We start from the raw sequence: 17706 nt of genomic DNA, 5'->3' as shown, positions 1-17706 counted from the left end.
CTGAGTACCCGCGCTTCCGGTCCAGCGTGATCAAGGGGCATGCTGTCGTGATGCGGTTGCTGAGCGAGGACGAGTACCGGGCCACGATGGAGCCGGAGCCGGTCCAGCTCGGGCCCGGCGACGAGCCCCCGTTCGACTTCTGGCCCTACTTCGACGAGATCCCCGAGGCGGACCTGCAGGGCCACGACTTCTCCGAGGGCCTGGTGACGTACGCCTGGCACATGCCCCAGGGCAACCGGCAGCACGTGCTCGTCAACTGCGAGCGCTCGAACGTCTTCCTGGTCGTCGTGCTCGACCTGAACCGCAACGTCGTGCTGGGCCACTACCTGCTGGACATCATGCGGGTCCAGGACGGCGGCTAGGCGTCCAGGCCGCGCTCGATGGCGTATCGCACGAGGTCCACCCGGCTGTGCAGCTGCAGCTTGCCCAGCGTGTTCTGCACGTGGTTCTGCACCGTGCGGTGCGACAGCACCAGCCGCTCGGCGATGTCCTTGTACGTCACGCCCTTCGCGACCAGCCGCAGCACCTCGGTCTCCCGCTCGGTGAGCCGCGGCGCGTCGGGGTCCTCGGCCCGCGTCACGCTCGCCAGCCGCCGGAACTCCCCGAGCACCAGCCCCGCCAGCCCCGGCGTGAACACCGGGTCGCCCTGCGCGGTGCGCCGCACGGCCGCCAGGAACTCCTCCCGGGCCGCGGACTTGACGAGGTAGCCGGTCGCCCCGGCCTTCACGGCGTCGAGCACGTCCTGCTGCTCGCCGCTCGCGGACAGCATGAGGATCCGCGCCTCCGGGCAGGACGCCAGCACGCCCTGGATGACCTCGACCCCGGACCGGTCGGGCAGCTGCAGGTCGAGCACCACGACGTCGGGCCGCACCGAACCGGCGATGCGCACCGCCTGGGCACCCTCGCCGACCGCGGCGACCACCTCGTAGCCGGCCTCGGCGAGGTCCCGCGCCACGCCCTCGCGCCACATCGGATGGTCATCGACCACCATCACGCGCAGATTCGCCCCGCTGTCCACCCAAGCACCATAAACGCTCAGCGCGGCACGGTGAGTTCCACCTCGGTACCGATTCCCGCCCCCGACGTCACGCTCACCGCCCCGCCCAGCTCCCGGATACGGCCCCGGATCGACTGGGCGACCCCGAGCCGCCCGTCGCGCTCGGCCTCGGCCAGCCGCCCGTCGGGGATGCCGGCCCCGTCGTCGCGGATCGACACCGTGACCTCGTCGTCGAGCTCCTCGAGCAGGATCCAGGCCCGGGCCCCGTCGCCCGCGTGCCGCCCGACGTTGTCCAGCGCCGCGCCGACCGCCGCCGCGACCTCGCCGGCCACCGACGCCGGCAGCAGCACGGGCGTGGCCGGGGCCGCGACCGTCACGGTGGCCGAGGCGAACGCGTCCAGCAGCGGCCGCAGGTCGATCGCCGCGCCGCCGGGCTCGTCGGGCCCGCCGGGCCCGGCCGGCGAGGTGGCCGCGACCAGGGACCGCAGCACCGACTCCTGCTCGCCGGCGAGCCGTCCGAGCTCGGCCGCCTCGCCGCCGAGCTCGGCCCCGCGGCGCTGGACGAGCGCGAGCACCTGCAGCACCGAGTCGTGGATGCCGCGGGCCAGCCGCTCCCGCTCCCGGGTGGCCGCCTCGAGCTCGATGGCCCGCTGCAGCCGGGCCTCGGCGTCGATGGCCAGCCGCGCGATGTGCCCGACCCCGATGCCGGCCAGGATCATGAGCACCGGGCCGTTGAGGGTGGCCTGGCTGACGCCGTTGCGCACGATGATGTCGGCGACGCTGAGCAGGATCGCGGCGACGGCCCCGCGGCGACGGCCGCCGGCGATGGCCCAGGCGACGACCGGGCTCGCGACCCAGGCCATCGGCAGCGTGGGCGCCCCGACGCCGAGCCCGGCCGGATGCACGATCCAGCGGGAGGCGAGCAGGCAGGCCGCGGCGACCGCCAGGTCGGCGACGAGCAGCGGCCAGCCGCGGCGCTCCCGGCGGGCGTAGCCGAGGCTGGCCACCACCGTCCACACGGTCATCACCGCGAGGATCAGCCAGCCGCCCGGCGGCCACTCGTATTCGCGGAAGTTGTTGACCATGAGCACCGCGGCGTAGCCGAGCGCGGTGATGCGGAACACGAGCAGCGCCCGCCACAGCGGCCCCTCCAGGCCAGGCAGCCGGCGCCGCTCGTCCCCGCCGACGGTCATGTCAGGCCCAGTGCACCGGCGGCAGCCCGGCCTCGGCCAGCGCCGCGTCGATCTTGCTGAACGGGCGCGACCCGAGGAACCCGGCGGGGTTCATCGGCGAGGGGTGCCCGGCCTCGACGACCACGTGCTGCGGGTTGGTGACCAGCACGGCCTTCTTGCGCGCGGGGGCGCCCCAGAGCACGAAGACCACGCGCCGGTCGAACGCGTTGAGCGCGTGGATCGCGGCGTCGGTGAAGTGCTCCCAGCCCTTCCCGGCGTGCGTGCCCGCCTTGCCGGCCCGCACGGTCAGCAGCGTGTTGAGCAGCAGCACGCCGTCGGCGGCCCAGCCGGTCAGGTCGCCGTTGGCCGGCGGGGTCACCCCGAGATCGTCGCGCAGCTCCTTGTAGACATTGCGCAGCGACGGCGGCACGGTCACGCCGGGGCGCACCGAGAAGCTCAGCCCGTGGGCCTGGCCGGGCTTGAAATACGGGTCCTGGCCCAGGATCACCACCCGCGCCTGCTCGGGCGAGCACAGCCGGAAGGCGGTGAACAGGTCCTCCTGCGGGGGATACACCGTCTCGGTCGCGTACTCGTGCTCGACGAACGTCTGCAGGCGCTGCACGACGTCGAGGTCGAGATACGGCTTCATCACGTCACGCCAACCGGCGGGGAGGAGCTCCAGCAGATCCAACGACATGCACGGCACTCTACGAGTAGGGTGCGACATTTTTAGTACCGGCCGTAAAGCGGATTTATCCGGATAAAATCGGACCATGACGCAGGTGGGGCCCGTGGGCAGCAACGGCGGCGAGCCGCTCACGGTGCTGTGGTCGTGGCGACAGCGGCTCGAACAAGGGGACGAAAAGCCGAAAGAGCGCGAAACGCCGCAACGGCGCAAATCCCCCGAGCCACAGCAAAGTGTCGCACAAGACGGACCGTGGGACGGGCCGAAACAGGGCGATCAGGGCTATCTGCCGCAGCTGCAGGCCCGCCTGCGCGACGCCCTCGGCGACGTGAGCGGGATCGTGCGCCGGCTCGCCGAGACCCCGGCCGAGCAGCGCACCGTCCTGCACACCGCGCTGGCGCAGGACCCGGCGGCGGCCGAGCGGGGCCTGGTCTGGCTGCTGGAGCACTTCGACCAGCCCAGCGCCGTGGTGCCCGCCCTCGGCCGGCTCGCGCCCGCGCTCGACGCGCTCATCGGCGCCCGGGCGCGCCAGCTCGACCTGTTCGGCGACGCGCTGGTGGCGGCCGCGCGCGAGACCCGCGGCGAGCGCTGGAGCGACGAGGACGCCGGCGCCTGGCGCGACGCCTGGCGCTTCGGGGTCGGCTGGCTGCGCCAGGGCGCCCAGCTGCACCACGGCGAGACCCCGTTCTGGACCGGCACGATCCTCGGCCACGACCGGCGCCGCGACGACGTGGCGGTGCTCACGGTCGGCACGGAGCTGCCGTACCCGTTCCGCGCCGGCCAGCGCGCGATCGTCGAATGCCACACGGTGCCGGGGGCCTGGCGGGCCTGCTGGATCGGCGACCCGCCCGCGGCCGACCACCACATCGAGATCCACGTGCAGGCGCTGCCCGGCGACCGGGCCACCGGCGCGCTCGTGCGCGACGGCGGGGTCGGCGACCCGATCCGCCTGCACCGGGCCGAGGGCGACTTCGTGATCGAGGCCGGGGCCGGCGGGGCGGTCCTCATCGTCGCCGAGGACGTGCACGTCACCCCGGTCAAGGCTTTGCTGAGCGAGCTGGCCCAGCGGGGTGACGACCGGGTCGTGCACCTGTTCTGGGGCGTGTCGACCCGCGACGACCTCTACGACCTCGAGTCGCTGCGCGAGCACGCGGCCCGCTGCGCCCACGCGTTCGTGCACGCGGTGGTGGCCCGCGGGCCCGCGCACCCGTACACGAGCGGCTCGTTGCCGCAGGTGGTGGTGGACTTCGGGGAGTGGACCGCGCACGACGTGTACCTCAGCGGCAGCCCCCTGGCCGTCGGCGTCATGCGCAACATGCTCCTGCAACGCGGGGTCGAGGGCCGGCGCATCCACGCGGTGACGCTCGAGCCGATCGGCGCGGCGTGAGGCAAAGTCCATAGGAACCGCGGCGAAGAAAGATGGTCCGGCCGCGAGGTCGATGCGACGATGGTTTTTCGGGCGCGACCGGATGTCACGAGTAGGAAATATCGCAGTGACACGCCCCGCCGAACGGTGGGCCGGGTTCACGTGTAATCCTGCGCGGAGGCGCCATAAGCGCCGGTCGCGGGCAATGGCGGCCGCGGCCAGGAGCCGGACTGCGGGACGAGACGGGAACGACGCGCATGAGTGAGTACAACATCACATACCCCGACGGCGAGCTCGAGCTCAAGGTACGCAAGGCGACCGAGGGTCCGGGCGGGCTCGAGATCGGCTCGCTGCTCAAGGACAGCGGCCAGGTCACCCTCGACACCGGCTTCGTGAACACGGCCTCGTGCGTCTCGTCGATCACGTACATCGACGGCGACGAGGGCATCCTGCGCTACCGCGGCTACCCGATCGAGCAGCTGGCCGAGGGTTCCACCTTCCTGGAGAGCTCCTACCTGCTCATCCACGGCGAACTGCCGAGCGCCACCCAGCTCGCGGAGTTCACGGACCGCATCCAGCACCACACGCTGCTGCACGAGGAGATGCGCCGCTTCTTCGACGGCTTCCCGCGCGACGCGCACCCGATGGCGGTGCTGTCCTCCGCGGTCAGCGCGCTGTCCACGTTCTACCAGGACAGCCTGAACCCGTTCGACAAGGAGCAGGTGGAGATCTCCACCATCCGGCTCATGGCCAAGGTGCCGACGATCGCGTCGTACGCGTACAAGAAGGCCATCGGCCAGCCCATGCTCTACCCGGACAACTCGCTGGGCTACGTCGAGAACTTCCTGCGCATGACGTTCGGCGTCCCGTCCACGCCGTACGAGATCGACCCGGTCGCGGTCAAGGTCCTCGACATGCTCCTGCTGCTGCACGCCGACCACGAGCAGAACTGCTCCACCTCCACGGTGCGCCTCGTCGGCTCCAGCCAGGCCAACCTCTTCGCCTCGGTCTCGGCCGGCGTCAACGCGCTCTTCGGCCCGCTGCACGGCGGGGCCAACCAGGCCGTGCTGGAGATGCTGCAGGACATCCACGCCGACGGCGGCGACATCCAGTCGTTCGTCCGCAAGGTCAAGAACAAGGAGGCGGGCGTCCGCCTCATGGGCTTCGGCCACCGGGTCTACAAGAACTACGACCCCCGCGCGGCGCTGGTCAAGAAGGCGGCCCAGGAGGTCCTCGGCCGGATGGCGGCGCCCGACCCGCTGCTCGACCTGGCCATGCAGCTCGAGGAGATCGCGCTGGCCGACGACTTCTTCGTCTCGCGCAAGCTGTACCCGAACGTCGACTTCTACACCGGCCTGATCTACAAGGCCATGGGCTTCCCGACGACGATGTTCACGGTGCTGTTCGCGCTCGGCCGCCTGCCCGGCTGGATCGCCCAGTGGCGCGAGATGATCAACGACCCGGAGACCAAGATCGGTCGCCCGCGGCAGGTCTACACCGGCTACGGCGCCCGCGATTACACGCCGATTGCCGCACGGTAAAGACCCGCTGCGCCAAGTGGTTCTTGCTCGTTTGTCTACTTGACGGAGATCGACCCCGGCTGTCTCATACATGGGTCTGTCTGGGGTCGATGTCCGTTTTGGACGAGTGAGCATACGGAGCCAGCATGAGCGCGCCAACGTTGTCGCCGCTACTGACCGCGGCAGTGCAGGACCGAACGTCGGGGGCCACCGGGGTGGCCCGGCAGGTCCTCGACGGGCTCGCCGAGTTCGTGGACGATCCGGCGACCCTGCGCGCGATGGTGGCGCCGCTGCCGGGGCTGCTGCCCGGGTACGCCTCGATGTGGCACATCGCCCGGGCGGCCAACGACGCCGACCCGGGCCCGGCCCTGCGCGCGATCCGCGAGCAGCTCGACCACGACGTCGCCCGCTCGGTCGCGATCGCGACGAGGGTCCTCGAGCAGCGTGGCGGCTGGGTCCGTACGGCCCCGAGCAGCGCCCTGGTCAAGGCCGTCGTCGCCGCCCTGCCCGCCGGCACCGTCGACGCGCCGGGCACCGAGGGCCTGGAGCCCGTCACGGGCCTGGCCGGCGCCGACGCGATCAGCCCCACCCGCGTGCTCAACATCAAGGGCACCCTGGAGCTGGCCCGCCGCATTCCCACGATCGTGGTGACGACCTCGCTGAAGCTGGTGCCCGAGGACGTCTTCGAGGGCCTGGGCTCGCCGCTGTTCGAGCGCATCCCGCTCGACGCCTTCTGGGCCGTCGTCCTCGACGGGGAGCTGCTGACCCCGGCCGAGGCCGGGCGCCGGGCCGCCCAGCTGACCTGAGTCGCGGCCGCCCCGGCTCAGCGCGACGGCCGTCGAATTGTCGTCGGTCGATTGCTGGGAGCGCTTCTAGGCAGCCCGCGCGGTTGCTCTCGCGATGATCGCCGCCGGTGAATGCGTGCTGCCCGGCAATGGTCAAGAACCCTTATTAATCTTCCGTCGGAGAATCCCTGGCGGCGCAACGGATGCGCGTTCCTGATCCACATTGGACGGTCGGGAAGACGGCACGGTTTGGGGGCTGTGCAGAGCCGGGTCGGGGGAGTACATTTCCTGCAACCCAAGGACAGCCGGGGCCGCCGCTTCCCCCGTGGCGGCGGCCCCGGTCTTGGTTTTCGCGCTCGAGTTCGCGCCCGGGTTTGCGCGCCGAGGGTTTGCCCCGCGATTCGCCGGGACACCAGAACGGCATGGCAACCGTCGATATGCGACCGATTGAGCATTCCGCCGCGCCCGCGGGGCCGCCGCCTCGCACGGTGTACCTCATCGGCGCCCTCGTCATCGTCGCGCTGATCGTGATCGCCGCCGTCGCGGTGGCCGTCCGGTCCCGGTCGACCGGCGAGCGCGCGGGCGAGGCGGCGAACACCGTCACCGGCGCCGTCGACGGCCGCGACCACGCCACCCTCGACCTCGTCACCGGCGCCGCCTCGGTCACCGTCCAGGCCGCCGACCTCGGCGACACGCTGTTCCGCGTCGACAGCGCCCAGCACCCGGCGGTCAACGACACCCGCGACCGCGTCGAGGTCCACCTCACCGGCGGCGACGCCACCGTCACGATCCGCCTCAACCGGGACGTGCGCTGGGACGTCCGCTTCACCGGCGGCAGCCAGAGCAACGCGGCCGACCTGCGGGACCTGCGCCATTTGGCGAGCGTCGAGTACGTCGGCGGCGTCTCCGCCATCGACCTCACGCTGCCCGCGCCGGCCGGCACCGTCCCGGTCCGCGTCGACGGCGGGGCGAGCGCCGTGCGCGTCCACGCACCCGGCTCGGTGCCGGTGCGGGTCAGGGCCGGTGGGGGTGCTGGGCGGGTCGCCATCGACGGCGACGAGCACACCGGGATCGCCGCCGGGACCGCGTTCGGCTCCGGCGGCTGGGACACCGCCACGGACCGCTACGACGTGGACGCCGCCGGTGGCGTGTCCACCATCACGGTCGACCGTTTCTAGCGCGGGTCCCGTCCGAGCTCGACGGGCGCGCCCGACACGGGGGCGTCATCGGGCAGGTCGGGCAGGCCGAACAGCTCGGTCAGCCCGGTGATCTGCAGGAGCCGGTGCACGAACGGTGACGGGCTGCGCACCTCGATGCTGCCGCCGACCTCACGCACCTTGTTGTTCGCCGCGACCAGCGCGCCGATGCCGATCGAGTCCATGAACGGCACCCGGCGCAGGTCGATCGCGAGCAGCCGGGGCCGGTACGCCGCCACGGCATCCAGCACCACGGAGCGCAGCGCGCCCACGGTGGCCGCCTCGAGCGGGCCGAGCACCTCCACCACGACCGTGCCGCCTGGTACCTCACCGGACTGGTGCGTCCGGACCATCGCATCGCCCATTCAAACCGCGTACCCAGCGTGCGGAACTGGAAACGTCACGCGCTGGCGGAGATCAACAGCGGGAGCATCAACGCGTACGCGCACAGCAGCACGCAAGCCTCCGGCCGGGTGATGCGATTGCCCCGCTTGAGCAGCAGCCACGCGAGGACCCCGGCCACGACCATCGCGGTCACCGCCAGGAACCCGAACGGCGCGATCGTCTGCCGGCCGGCCGCGATCCCGACGACCGCCCCGCCGACCAGGCTGTTGAACAGGTTCGAGCCGAGCAGGTTGCCGACCATCAGGTCGCCCCAGCCCCGCCGCTGCGCCTGCACCGACGTCATCAGCTCCGGCAGCGACGTGCCGAGGGCCACGATCGTGAAGCCGACCACCGTGTCGCTGACGCCCCAGCGGTGCGCGAGCGTGGAGGCGTTGGTGACCAGCAGCTGCGCGCCGCCCAGGGTCGCGGCCAGGCCCACCGCGCAGCGCGTCGCCTCGACCCACCACCGGCCCGGGGCGGGCGGCGGCTCCACGAACGCGGCCACGTCATCGGGCAGGGGATCATCCGGCGGTACCCGCGACAGCCGCACCAGCAGCCAGAGCGCTCCGAGGCTGAGCACGGCCAGCAGTACACCGGCCACGAACTTCAACCCGACCAGCGCGAACGCCCCGAAGATGGTGACCCCGGCGGCCATGAGCGGCGCCTCGCGCACCGGCACCGACGAGCGCACCAGCACCGGCGAGACCACCGCGACCATGCCCAGGATCAGCGTCACGTTGAGGATGTTCGACCCGACCAGGTTGCCCAGCGCCAGCCCGGCGTTGCCCCGCACCGCGGCCGTGCCCGAGACCACGAACTCCGGCGCGCTCGTGCCCAGCCCGATCACCACGACCCCGATGACCACCGGCGCGACCCGCAGCACCGTCGCGAGCCGGCCCGCGCCCACGACGAGCTGGTCGGCGCCCACGGTGAGCAGCGCCAGGCCCACGATGCCGAGCCCGGCCACGAACAGGGTCGACATCCGCCTCCTCCACCACCGCGCCTGGCACGACACCATACCGGTCCGGGAGCGCCGCGCTGGACCGGGTGAAAATCCGAAACCGGTTCCGGCGGATTGACAGCTTCCACCGCTGGCGCAAAGGCGCGCCGCGTTCTACAGTTTTCAACGAGACCGGCGTCTTCCCCCGTGGATGCCGGTCTCACCATTTTTCCGGAGCTTTGCGGACTGCCTCCACTTTGGACCGCCAGGGTAGATTGTGTTCCCGGCGGAGGGAGTGATCAGGTGCGTTGTCCACGTTGCGGGGCCGAGGGCGTCGACTCGGGCGGCTTCTGTGTCGGCTGCAAGTTGCACCGCGGTCAAACCCCGCCTCCCGCTCCGAGTTCCGTTCCCACTCCCGCTGCCGCACCGCCGGTCCAGCCCCCCGGCTACGGCCCGGGCTACGGTCAGCCACCGGCTCCGGCGCCGATGCCGTTCTATCCGCCGCCGCCGGCCCCGCCGCGTTCGCGCAACCCGCTATTGATCCCCGGCATCATCTTCGGCATCGTCGCGCTGCTGCTCGTCGGGGGCGTGATCGTCTACGCGGTCGCCGGCGGCGACGAGAAGCCCGCGGACCAGGGCCTGACCGGCGGCGAAAACCCCGTCGCGGCCCCGAGCGCCGCCGCGACCGAGGACGAGCCGACCCCCGAGCCCACCGGCGCGCTCGGCGGGCTCCCCGGCCCGAGCGGCTCCGCCTCCGGCAGCGCGGCCCCGAGCGCGACCGCCGTACCGTGCATCTGGGGCGTGTTCCTCGAGGAGCAGCACACCGAGCAGGTCACGGTGATCAACACGGGCACGTTCCAGTTCACGGGGAACGGGGCCTACCACCGCTACAACGAGAGCGGCCGGGTCGTGATCGACTACGGCGACGGCATGCACCTGCGCGGCAGCAACGGCTCGACCCAGTTCGAGTACATCTTCGAGGGCTTCATCTCCTACCAGTTCAAGTTCGACGGCCGGACGGTCACCTACTCCTCGCCGCGCCCCGACGGCACCGAGACCTTCATCCGCAACGGCCACGTCGACTACAAGGGCAAGCTCGAGGCCCGCGTCCCCCGGCCGATGCAGGTCAACTGCGGCGCCGTGGCCATGAGCCTCACCAACCAGATCAGCACAATCCAGCTCAAACGCACCAGCAAGGCTCCCTAGCTGGTATTGCTCAGGTGCCTCCGGCCGGTGCCGATCATGCACCCGGAGGAGGAGCCTGCATGGACAACACGCTCGCCATGGTCATCGACGACTCGCGCGCGATGAGAGGCATCCTGAAACGGATCCTGCTGCCCCTCGGCTTCCAGGTGCGGGAGGCCACGAACGGCAAGGAAGCGCTCGACGCGATCTGGGACGACGACCTCAAGCCGGCGCTCGCGCTCATCGACTGGAACATGCCGGAGATGAACGGCCTGGAGTTCGTCATGGCGGTACGCAAGCAGAAGCACCTGCGCCAGATGACGCTCATGATGGTCACCACCGAGAGCGAGCACGGCCAGATCGTGCGGGCCCTGGCCGCCGGGGCGCACGAATACGTGATCAAGCCGTTCACCGCCGAGGCGATCGTCGACAAGCTCACGTACCTGGGACTCGTACCGCTGGCCGGCCCCGAGCCCGCGGTGACCGCCTGATCTGCGAGGTTCTCAGGAAAGGCACGACACTGGGTCCGATAGGCGACGGAAGAACCCCACGCGCCGAACTACCGTGCGACCCATGACGATCGACTTCCCGCACGGCTGGTGGGGCACGGACCTGGGCGCCGCCCGGGCGAGCATCGGAACCTACGAGCTCTACTCCACCGAGAGCCTGCCGGCGGTCGACGAGTCACGCTCCGACGGCACCTTCTCCTGGCTGGTCCCCGACGCCCCGCACGACCCGCTGCGGGCCATGGAGGTCGCCGCCCTCGCCGAGCACATCGAGCTGCCGGTGCCGTTCGCCCGGTTCATGGGCAGCCAGGTGCTGATGGACGCCATCCCGTCCTGCACCGGCTGCGACTTCGACCTGGCCCCGCGCCCGGTCCCGAGCCCGGTGGAGCCCTCCGCCCAGCTCGTGCGGTTCCTGCGTGATCAGCAGGATGCCGTCATCTGGTACCTCTACCTGCGCCCCGGCGCCGAGCCGTTCGTGATCGCCTCGCCGTGGCTGCTGGAGATCGTCGGCCTCGAGGACGTCGACCGCGAGACCCTCATCGCCAACATGGTCAACGTGGCCGACTCCTTCGAGCAGTTCATCCACCGGTTCTGGCTGGAGAACTCGCTGTGGTTCAGCGTCAACGAGGGCGACGAGTCCACCGACGAGATGAACCTGTACCTCGCGCATTACACCGCCGCTATTTAATCTCTTGCGCCGGTGCGGCGGCGAGCCTATCTTTGAATACGTCAAGGCGACAACGAGCGGAGGGGATCGGACGATGAACGGGCACCGCGAGCTGCGACTGGAAGCGCCCAGCGCGACCAGTGCCGCCGTGTGGCTGTCCGCCGGCGGCCGGTCATCGCTGCTCAGCGCCTTGTCGACGAGCACGGGCAGGTGGTCTGACTAGAGGTTCGACCTCGCGTCACACCAACCGCCCGAGCTGCTGCCGGGCGGTTTTTTCGCACCATTTTACATTGACTATAATGAATTAATGCCGTGATAGCCCAACGGCAGAGGCGTCCCCCTCAAAAGGGGATCGGTGCGGGTTCGAATCCCGCTCGCGGTACGCACGATCGTTTGGTTCGGTAGTCGGTTTCGCAGTGCAGATGAAGGGAGGAGGCCCGGTGACCGCGGTTCTCGTTCTCAACGCCGACCTCGGACCCCTGCACCGGGTCTCACTCCGCCACGCCATCCGCATGCTCCTGCGTGAGGTGGCCGTCGTCCACGAGGCGGAGCCGGACCGGTTGATCGGGGTCTACCCGCTCCCGCGGGTCGTGCGGCTCGTGTCCTACGTCGTCACCCGGTGGCGCTTCGCCGGCGGGCCGGCCTGGTCCCGCGCCGGCGTCCACGCCCGCGACGGCCGCCGCTGCGGCTACTGCGGCACCGAGGCGACGACCATCGACCACATCCAGCCCCGCTCGCGCGGCGGCCGGAACACCTGGAAGAACACCGTTGCGGCCTGCACGGCCTGCAACCAGCGCAAGGGCGATCGCACCCCCGCCGAAGCGGGCATGGTGCTGCGCGTGAGGCCGTCGATCCCGACGTGGCACGCGCTCGTCCAGCGCTGACCGATGGCCCCGGCGGGTCGGCTCCTTCGCTACCGCCGGCCCTGCCGGGGCCTCCAGGGCTCGTAGCTCATCAGGAAGAGCGCCGCTCTTGCAAAGCGGAGGCGACCGGTTCGAGTCCGGTCGGGTCCACGCCCGGATAGCCCAACGGAAGAGGCGTCTGGTTCAGGGCCAGAAGGTTGGAGGTTCGAATCCTCTTCCGGGTACTTCGCACGTCATCGTCGCCCCCGCCCCCGGCCGGTTCGGCGTCTTCGTCGCACCGGTCCCGGCCGGTCCGGCGTGTTCGTCGCCGCGGCCTCGGCCGGTCCGGCGTGTTCGTCGCCTCGGCCGGTTCGGTGTGTTCGTCGCTCCGGCCTCGGCCGGTGCGGCGTCTTGGAAGGTTGGCCGAGAGGTAAGGCTGCGGCTTGCTAAGCCGTCGACGGGGGCGACCCCGCGGGGGTTCGATCCCCTCACTTTCCGCTGTACCGCACCCCATCTGGGAAGGCCAGCCGATTGGTGCCGGCACCCGTCTCGAAAACGGCGTTGGGTTCACGCCCGTGTGGGTTCGACTCCCACCCTTCCCGCAGGATCGCTGTGCGGAGCCCTCGAAGGGCCCGCAGAGCGCTTTTCGCGAGGCGGCCGAGGTTCGCATCGGCCTCGGCACGCGCGGAGGCATTCACGGCCATCTCCTGCCACACCGGCAACATCGCAGTACTCCTTCGTCGTCTCCCGAGTACGACCTCTTTTGTCGTCTCGAGAACACGACGAACGAGTCCCGGGAATCCGGACACGTCCGCGCAGCCAACGTCGCCGCCGCGCGAAACCAGGCCTCCAGGCCGATCGGCCCGCGCGAAACCAGGCCCCCAGGCCGATCGGCCCGCGCGAAACCAGGCCCCCAGGCCGATCGCTCCGCGCGAAACCAGGCCCCGGGCCGATCGGCCCGCGCGAAACCAGGCCCCAGGCCGATCCCCGCGCGAAACCAGGCCCTAGGCCGACCGCCCCGCGCGCCCTTGCATCAGCGTGGCTTGCCGAACGCGTACCTCGTCAGGACCCGCACACTTCCCGCACTGCGCTGCTTGGCCGCGGCGGGCAGCATCGTGAGCGCGTGGATGCGCGAGGACAGGTGCCACCGCGCGGCCTTCCCGGCCCGCGGCCACCCGTGCGCGTCCATGTCCTTCGCCGCCGAGAGGAAGAACGCCCGAGCCTCGCTGAAGCGCCCGCCGGTCACGGCCGAGGAGGCGGACAGGCTCTCGTTGTGCCGCCGGTACTGGAACACCACCTCGGAGTCGGCCACCAGCGACCCGCCGCGGCTCACCAGCGCCAGGATGAGCTTGAGATCCTGGATCACCTTGAGCTCGAGGTCGAACCCGACCGCCTGCACCTCACTCGTGCGCCAGGCCAGCGACGGAAAATAGAGCCAGTTCCCGCGCAGGAGACTCACCGCGAGCTCCTCGCCGGCCATGTGCACGGTGCCGTCGATCTTCGGCGCGTACACCTTCCGCTTCGTCGTGTCCGCCAGCGTGCGCACCACGGCCCCGTCGGCCCCGATGACCTCGACGCCCGGCTGCACGAGCACCGCGTCCGGATACTGCTCGATCAGTGCGTGAACGCGCGCGACATACCCCGGCAGCATGACGTCGTCGCAGCCCATCATGACCATGAACGGCGCCTCGGCCCGGTCCACACACTGCTGGAAGTTCCGGGTGATGCCCAGGTTCCGCGGATTCCGCTCGTACCGCACGCGCGGATCGTCCAGCCCCGCGAAGTACTCGGGCACCCCGGTCACCCGCTCGGCCGGATTGTCGTCGAACACGGTGAGCCGCCACCGCTCATCAGTCTGCGCGAGGACACTCTCCACGGCGATCTTGAGCAAGGGCAGCTCACCGTAGTGCGGCAGCATGATGTCGAGCACCGTGCGATCCTAACGACCCGAACTGCACGACCGCGCACTCACATCCGCGCACCCGCTCACCCCCGACGCGCGAGCCGCCCACACACGCGCAGCCAAACGACCGCACCGCGCAGGTCACACGCCCGCGCACAGCCGGACGTTCGCTTCGCGCGGGTCGTGCACATACGCGCGCTGTCGGACGTTTGCACCGCGCAGGTCGAGCGGATGGGCGGCAGGATGTTCGCGTTGCGCGGGTCGTGCACATACGCGCGCTGTCGGACGTTCGCACCGCGCAGGTCGAGCGGACGCGCGGCAGGACGTTCGCGTTGCGCGGGTCGTGCATACACGCGCGCAGTGGATGTTCGCTTCGCGCGGTGTCGTGTGGCTGCGCGGTCGAGCGTTCGCTTTGCGCGGGTCATGCACATACGCGCGCAGCCGGACGATCGCATCACGCGAGGCGTGCACACGTGCATGGGGTGAACGACCTGGTGCTCGTGGGCAGCGGCGCCATCGATGAGGACGCGGCAAAAAATCCGGCCCGTCCGTGACAACGGACGGGCCGGCTCAGTGCGTCTAGATCAGTGTCGGGCCCGCCGCGGACCGGCCGGGGGTTGGCCCGCCGCGGCGCGCTTGGCGGCCTGCTGATCCGGGGAGCTCGGGTCTTCGTCCCACGCCTTCGCACGGCGGATCTCGTCGAAGAACCCGAGGAGCCGGTCCAGCTCCTGCGTGCTCGTCTTGTCGTCCGCCCGGACGGTCTTGCCCTTCTTGTTGTGCGAGCGGATCTCCCGCCCGGTGGTCGTCGAGGCCGAGTCGTCCGACTCGCTCTCGTCCGCCATCGGCGCCCGCTGGGCCGGCATGCGCCCGGTCGGGTCCTCGTGGTGCCGCGTCGGCGGCGTGACCGGATCGAAGTGGTGCTCGTCGTAGTCGGGGGCGTCGAAGCTGTACCCGTGCGGCGCGCCCGGCCCGGAGGGGTGCAGCGGCTGGTCCTCGCGGTGGAACGCCCGCGGGGGAGCGACGTGCAGGTCGGGGTGCATCGGCGCGTGCCCGTTCATCGCGGGCGCGCCGCCGTTGAAGCCGTTGTGCGGCTGCCCGGCGCCGTTGAACCCGTTCGGACCCTGCGGAGCGGCGCCGTAAACGCTGCCCGGCCCGTGGCCGTTGACTCCGTTGTGGCCGTGCCCGTTGACAGGCCCGTGGCCGTTGACGGGACCGGGCCCGTGGCCGTTAGCAGGACCGTGGCCGTTGACGGGACCGGAACCGTGCCCGTTGACAGGTCCATGGCCGTTGACGGGGCCGTGGCCGTTGACGGGGCCGTGGCCATTGACAGGACCATGGCCGTTCACGGGCGAAGGAGCGCCCGGGCCCGGCACGATCGGCACCATCGGCGCGGTCGTCTCCGGGCTGCCGTTGCGGAACGCGGCCGCCGGGAACGAGCCCGTCGTGTCGCCGGGCCGCTGGCGGGGCTGCGGCATCGGAGGCTCGGACTGGTACCCATTGGGACGCCCGGGGCGCTGCGAACCATTCGGCGACAGCGGCGCGAACGAGCCGGTCGGTGACTCGGGCACGGCCGGGAACGCGCCCGTCGCCGGGGAGGAGCCGTTGCGCGGCATCCGCGGCGCGTCGAACGAAGTCGTCGGCGCGTCGGCCGGCGGGAAGGCCGGGAACGAGCCGGTCCGCGAGCCGCGCTCGGCGTCGGCCGCCGGGTAGGCGGGGAACGAACCGGTGCGAGAACCGTCGACCGGCGGGAACGAGCCGGTGCGGGAGCCGCCGTCGACCGGCGGGAACGAGCCGGTGCGGGAGCCGTCGACCGGCGGGAACGAGCCGGTGCGAGAACCGCCGTCGGCCGCGAACGAGCCGGTCCGGGAGCCGCCGTCGACTGCCGGGAACGAGCCGGTGCGGGGGGAGTACCCACGCTCGAAGTCCTGCTCGGGCGAGCGCTCGTGCGCGGCCGAGCGGGGGACCGTCGGATGCGCGCCGGACGGGTGGCCGTTGGCGGGCCGGCCGTCGACGAGGAACGGGCCGTTCGCGTCGCCGTGGCGGCCGGTGCCGTGCCTCGGCGCGTCCGGCGTGACGGTCGGGAACGAGCCGCTGGTGCTCGGCGTGGACGGCGAGACCAGTTCGACCTCGCCCGGCTCGGGCAGCGACTCGAGCAGCCCGGTCGCCAGGATGAACACGTTGGGGGCGGCGGCGCGCGGCACCGCGATGTACGCCCGCTTGCGCGCGTCGATCGGGAGCTTCTCGAGGATCTCGGCGATCGTGTGCGCGGGCGGGGGGATCTCGGCGGCGTTGGGCGCCCCGACGATCACGGCGCAGCGGTTCACGTCCACCGGAAGCTGACGGACCCAGTCGGCCGGGTCGTTGAGGTGCTCCGGGCGCAGCCACAGGCCCGCCTGGACGACCTCGAGCACCCAGCCGGAGCCGAGCGAGAAGGTGGCCTGCCCGGCCGGGGCGTCGAGGACGTCCGGGCACGGGTTGATCCAGTCGACCGGGCGTGGGGCGGCGGTGCGGGGGGCGTGCCACAGCTCGCGGGCGAAGGTACGCCAGCGGGGGAGGCCCTTGTTGTCGATGGTGACGACGGCGCGCTGGCCGGCCGGCGCGCACAGCGGCAGGCCGGTGCGCACGTGCACGGCCCGGCCGAGCACGTCGGCGACGACCGGACCCACCGGGCCCTCGGCGATCGGGTCCTGCCCGTACGGCGTGAAGACGCACCGGTCCGCGGCGAGCGTGGGCACGGCCGAGACCGCCTGGGCGAGCTCCTCACGGTGCAGCGGCTCGTCGCCGGGGTGCCCGAGGATCATCGCCGGGTTCTCGTGGTCGGTCGGCACCGAGTAGGCCAGGTCCGTCACGCTGCCGACGCGGCGGCGGTGCAGCCACAGGCCGGCCGGGATCTGGTCGAGCACGAGGTCGCCGGGCAGCTCCGGGATCTCGGCGCACAGCTCCGACTCCCACGCCGGGGCGGGGAAGCGCCAGCCGACCCGGACCGCGGGCGCGCCGGTGCGGAAGCGCCAGAAGCCGCCGGGCCGCTGCTCGCCGCGCCCGACGGGGGCGAAGAGCGAGCCGCCGGGGACGCCCAGCAGCGGGCCGGCCGCGGCGATGACGTCGATGCCGAGCCGCATCGCGATCATGTGCGCGGCGGCGGGGCGCTCGTTGGTGGCGCAGGCGCCGTCCCAGGCGACGAAGCGCATCGCGGTGAACCCGCGGGGCAGGCCGTTGGCGAGGACCTCGGCCAGCTCCTCGATCATCGCCGGCTGCAGCTTCACCGTGTGGGAGCTGATCACCACCGCGCATTCGGTGGACCCGTGTGGCGAGACGACCAGGGTCGCTGAGCCCGGGCTGGGCTCCTCACCGGAGTGGACGACCGCACCGGCACCGAGCCAGGACACCTTCATCCCGGGCCAGTGACGCAGCCGCACCTGCATCGCCGTGCTCATGCGGACCTCTCAGAGCTATGGAGCCGTGCCCCATGGAAGGCGGCTGCCGGCTGCGGCACCACCGTCCCGGCGCCTGGCCGCGTACGGCCCGGCTCGTCCGGTGTGCTGGCTGCAAGCGGGCAGC

At 71.6% G+C, this 17706-nt stretch carries 16 protein-coding genes and 5 tRNA genes; 14 read left to right on the top strand and 7 right to left on the bottom strand.

Annotated features, from left to right (window positions below; all coding sequences use genetic code 11):
• Nucleotides 1-50: 50 nt before the first annotated feature.
• A complete protein-coding gene (locus AC6JBM_RS33050; RefSeq protein ID WP_497977925.1) occupies nt 51-362 on the top strand; it encodes a hypothetical protein in 312 nt (103 codons plus the stop codon).
• Here AC6JBM_RS33050 and AC6JBM_RS33045 read toward each other — a convergent pair.
• From AC6JBM_RS33045 to AC6JBM_RS33035, 3 genes are read right to left on the bottom strand one after another with little or no spacing between them, the layout of a single operon-like run.
• Nucleotides 359-991 carry a response regulator gene (locus AC6JBM_RS33045; RefSeq protein WP_350626150.1) on the bottom strand — a complete coding sequence of 211 codons (633 nt, stop codon included), beginning with the start codon at nt 989-991 and terminating at the stop codon, nt 359-361. The genes AC6JBM_RS33050 and AC6JBM_RS33045 overlap by 4 nt on opposite strands.
• 44 nt (nt 992-1035) lie before the next feature.
• Nucleotides 1036-2190 carry a MacS family sensor histidine kinase gene (gene macS, locus AC6JBM_RS33040; protein ID WP_497977924.1) on the bottom strand — a complete coding sequence of 385 codons (1155 nt, stop codon included), beginning with the start codon at nt 2188-2190 and terminating at the stop codon, nt 1036-1038.
• A gap of 1 nt (nt 2191) precedes the next feature.
• Nucleotides 2192-2866 carry a uracil-DNA glycosylase gene (locus tag AC6JBM_RS33035; protein WP_497977923.1) on the bottom strand — a complete coding sequence of 225 codons (675 nt, stop codon included), beginning with the start codon at nt 2864-2866 and terminating at the stop codon, nt 2192-2194.
• 76 nt (nt 2867-2942) lie between these two features.
• On the opposite strand from AC6JBM_RS33035, the gene AC6JBM_RS33030 reads away from it, so the two are divergent.
• From AC6JBM_RS33030 to AC6JBM_RS33015, 4 genes are all read left to right on the top strand, one after another.
• Nucleotides 2943-4241 (top strand): hypothetical protein, encoded by a 1299-nt coding sequence (locus AC6JBM_RS33030; protein WP_497977922.1) that lies wholly within the window; start codon nt 2943-2945, stop codon nt 4239-4241.
• A 236-nt stretch (nt 4242-4477) separates the two neighbouring features.
• Nucleotides 4478-5761, top strand: a complete 1284-nt coding sequence (locus tag AC6JBM_RS33025; protein WP_497977921.1) for a citrate synthase — start codon at nt 4478-4480, stop codon at nt 5759-5761.
• Nucleotides 5762-5886: 125 nt separating this feature from the next.
• Nucleotides 5887-6546: a hypothetical protein gene (locus AC6JBM_RS33020; RefSeq protein ID WP_497977920.1), complete on the top strand. Its 660-nt coding sequence runs from the start codon at nt 5887-5889 to the stop codon at nt 6544-6546.
• A gap of 467 nt (nt 6547-7013) precedes the next feature.
• Complete coding sequence (locus tag AC6JBM_RS33015; RefSeq protein WP_497977919.1) at nt 7014-7703, top strand: hypothetical protein; 690 nt, start codon at nt 7014-7016, stop codon at nt 7701-7703.
• Here the strand turns inward: AC6JBM_RS33015 and AC6JBM_RS33010 are convergent.
• Nucleotides 7700-8086, bottom strand: coding sequence for an STAS domain-containing protein (locus tag AC6JBM_RS33010; protein WP_350622943.1), 387 nt, complete (start codon nt 8084-8086; stop codon nt 7700-7702). The genes AC6JBM_RS33015 and AC6JBM_RS33010 overlap by 4 nt on opposite strands.
• 35 nt (nt 8087-8121) lie before the next feature.
• Nucleotides 8122-9087, bottom strand: a complete 966-nt coding sequence (locus tag AC6JBM_RS33005; RefSeq protein ID WP_497977918.1) for a sodium:calcium antiporter — start codon at nt 9085-9087, stop codon at nt 8122-8124.
• A 444-nt stretch (nt 9088-9531) separates the two neighbouring features.
• Here AC6JBM_RS33005 and AC6JBM_RS33000 point away from each other — a divergent pair, with 444 nt between their 5' ends.
• The 9 genes from AC6JBM_RS33000 (at nt 9532) to AC6JBM_RS32960 (ending at nt 12847) form a co-directional block, all read left to right on the top strand.
• Entirely contained in the window at nt 9532-10251 is a 720-nt protein-coding gene (locus tag AC6JBM_RS33000) for a hypothetical protein (RefSeq protein WP_497977917.1), read from the top strand.
• A gap of 59 nt (nt 10252-10310) precedes the next feature.
• Nucleotides 10311-10721, top strand: a complete 411-nt coding sequence (locus AC6JBM_RS32995) for a response regulator (RefSeq protein WP_497977916.1) — start codon at nt 10311-10313, stop codon at nt 10719-10721.
• Between the two features lie 82 nt (nt 10722-10803).
• Nucleotides 10804-11424 carry a hypothetical protein gene (locus AC6JBM_RS32990; protein ID WP_497977915.1) on the top strand — a complete coding sequence of 207 codons (621 nt, stop codon included), beginning with the start codon at nt 10804-10806 and terminating at the stop codon, nt 11422-11424.
• A gap of 288 nt (nt 11425-11712) precedes the next feature.
• Nucleotides 11713-11785, top strand: a tRNA-Leu gene (locus AC6JBM_RS32985).
• Between the two features lie 58 nt (nt 11786-11843).
• Complete coding sequence (locus AC6JBM_RS32980) at nt 11844-12287, top strand: HNH endonuclease (RefSeq protein ID WP_350622933.1); 444 nt, start codon at nt 11844-11846, stop codon at nt 12285-12287.
• A 56-nt stretch (nt 12288-12343) separates the two neighbouring features.
• Nucleotides 12344-12416: transfer RNA gene (locus AC6JBM_RS32975), tRNA-Ala, on the top strand.
• Nucleotide 12417: 1 nt separating this feature from the next.
• Nucleotides 12418-12490, top strand: a tRNA-Leu gene (locus AC6JBM_RS32970).
• A 168-nt stretch (nt 12491-12658) separates the two neighbouring features.
• Nucleotides 12659-12743 (top strand) — tRNA-Ser (locus AC6JBM_RS32965).
• 18 nt (nt 12744-12761) lie between these two features.
• A tRNA-Ser gene (locus AC6JBM_RS32960) sits at nt 12762-12847 on the top strand.
• A 431-nt stretch (nt 12848-13278) separates the two neighbouring features.
• Here the strand turns inward: AC6JBM_RS32960 and AC6JBM_RS32955 are convergent.
• Nucleotides 13279-14175, bottom strand: coding sequence for a glycosyltransferase family 2 protein (locus tag AC6JBM_RS32955; RefSeq protein WP_497977914.1), 897 nt, complete (start codon nt 14173-14175; stop codon nt 13279-13281).
• Nucleotides 14176-14732: 557 nt separating this feature from the next.
• Nucleotides 14733-17582 carry a hypothetical protein gene (locus AC6JBM_RS32950; RefSeq protein ID WP_497977913.1) on the bottom strand — a complete coding sequence of 950 codons (2850 nt, stop codon included), beginning with the start codon at nt 17580-17582 and terminating at the stop codon, nt 14733-14735.
• Nucleotides 17583-17706 lie beyond the last annotated feature (124 nt).

It is taken from the genome of Dactylosporangium thailandense (genome assembly GCF_059739745.1).
The sequence above is the reverse complement of the archived record's forward strand: the minus strand, read 5'-3'. Positions and strand labels throughout refer to the sequence as shown.

Bases quoted from the DNA above. Each gene is read 5' to 3' on its own strand.
- AC6JBM_RS33045 (WP_350626150.1), bottom strand. From the start codon at position 991: ATGGTGGTCGATGACCATCCGATGTGGCGCGAGGGCGTGGCGCGGGAC.
- AC6JBM_RS33035 (WP_497977923.1), bottom strand. From the start codon at position 2,866: ATGTCGTTGGATCTGCTGGAGCTCCTCCCCGCCGGTTGGCGTGACGTG.
- AC6JBM_RS33050 (WP_497977925.1), top strand. From the start codon at position 51: ATGCGGTTGCTGAGCGAGGACGAGTACCGGGCCACGATGGAGCCGGAG.
- AC6JBM_RS33020 (WP_497977920.1), top strand. From the start codon at position 5,887: ATGAGCGCGCCAACGTTGTCGCCGCTACTGACCGCGGCAGTGCAGGAC.
- macS (WP_497977924.1), bottom strand. From the start codon at position 2,190: ATGACCGTCGGCGGGGACGAGCGGCGCCGGCTGCCTGGCCTGGAGGGG.
- AC6JBM_RS33000 (WP_497977917.1), top strand. From the start codon at position 9,532: ATGCCGTTCTATCCGCCGCCGCCGGCCCCGCCGCGTTCGCGCAACCCG.
- AC6JBM_RS32990 (WP_497977915.1), top strand. From the start codon at position 10,804: ATGACGATCGACTTCCCGCACGGCTGGTGGGGCACGGACCTGGGCGCC.
- AC6JBM_RS33025 (WP_497977921.1), top strand. From the start codon at position 4,478: ATGAGTGAGTACAACATCACATACCCCGACGGCGAGCTCGAGCTCAAG.
- AC6JBM_RS33005 (WP_497977918.1), bottom strand. From the start codon at position 9,087: ATGTCGACCCTGTTCGTGGCCGGGCTCGGCATCGTGGGCCTGGCGCTG.
- AC6JBM_RS33030 (WP_497977922.1), top strand. From the start codon at position 2,943: ATGACGCAGGTGGGGCCCGTGGGCAGCAACGGCGGCGAGCCGCTCACG.
- AC6JBM_RS32995 (WP_497977916.1), top strand. From the start codon at position 10,311: ATGGACAACACGCTCGCCATGGTCATCGACGACTCGCGCGCGATGAGA.
- AC6JBM_RS33010 (WP_350622943.1), bottom strand. From the start codon at position 8,086: ATGGGCGATGCGATGGTCCGGACGCACCAGTCCGGTGAGGTACCAGGC.
- AC6JBM_RS32950 (WP_497977913.1), bottom strand. From the start codon at position 17,582: ATGAGCACGGCGATGCAGGTGCGGCTGCGTCACTGGCCCGGGATGAAG.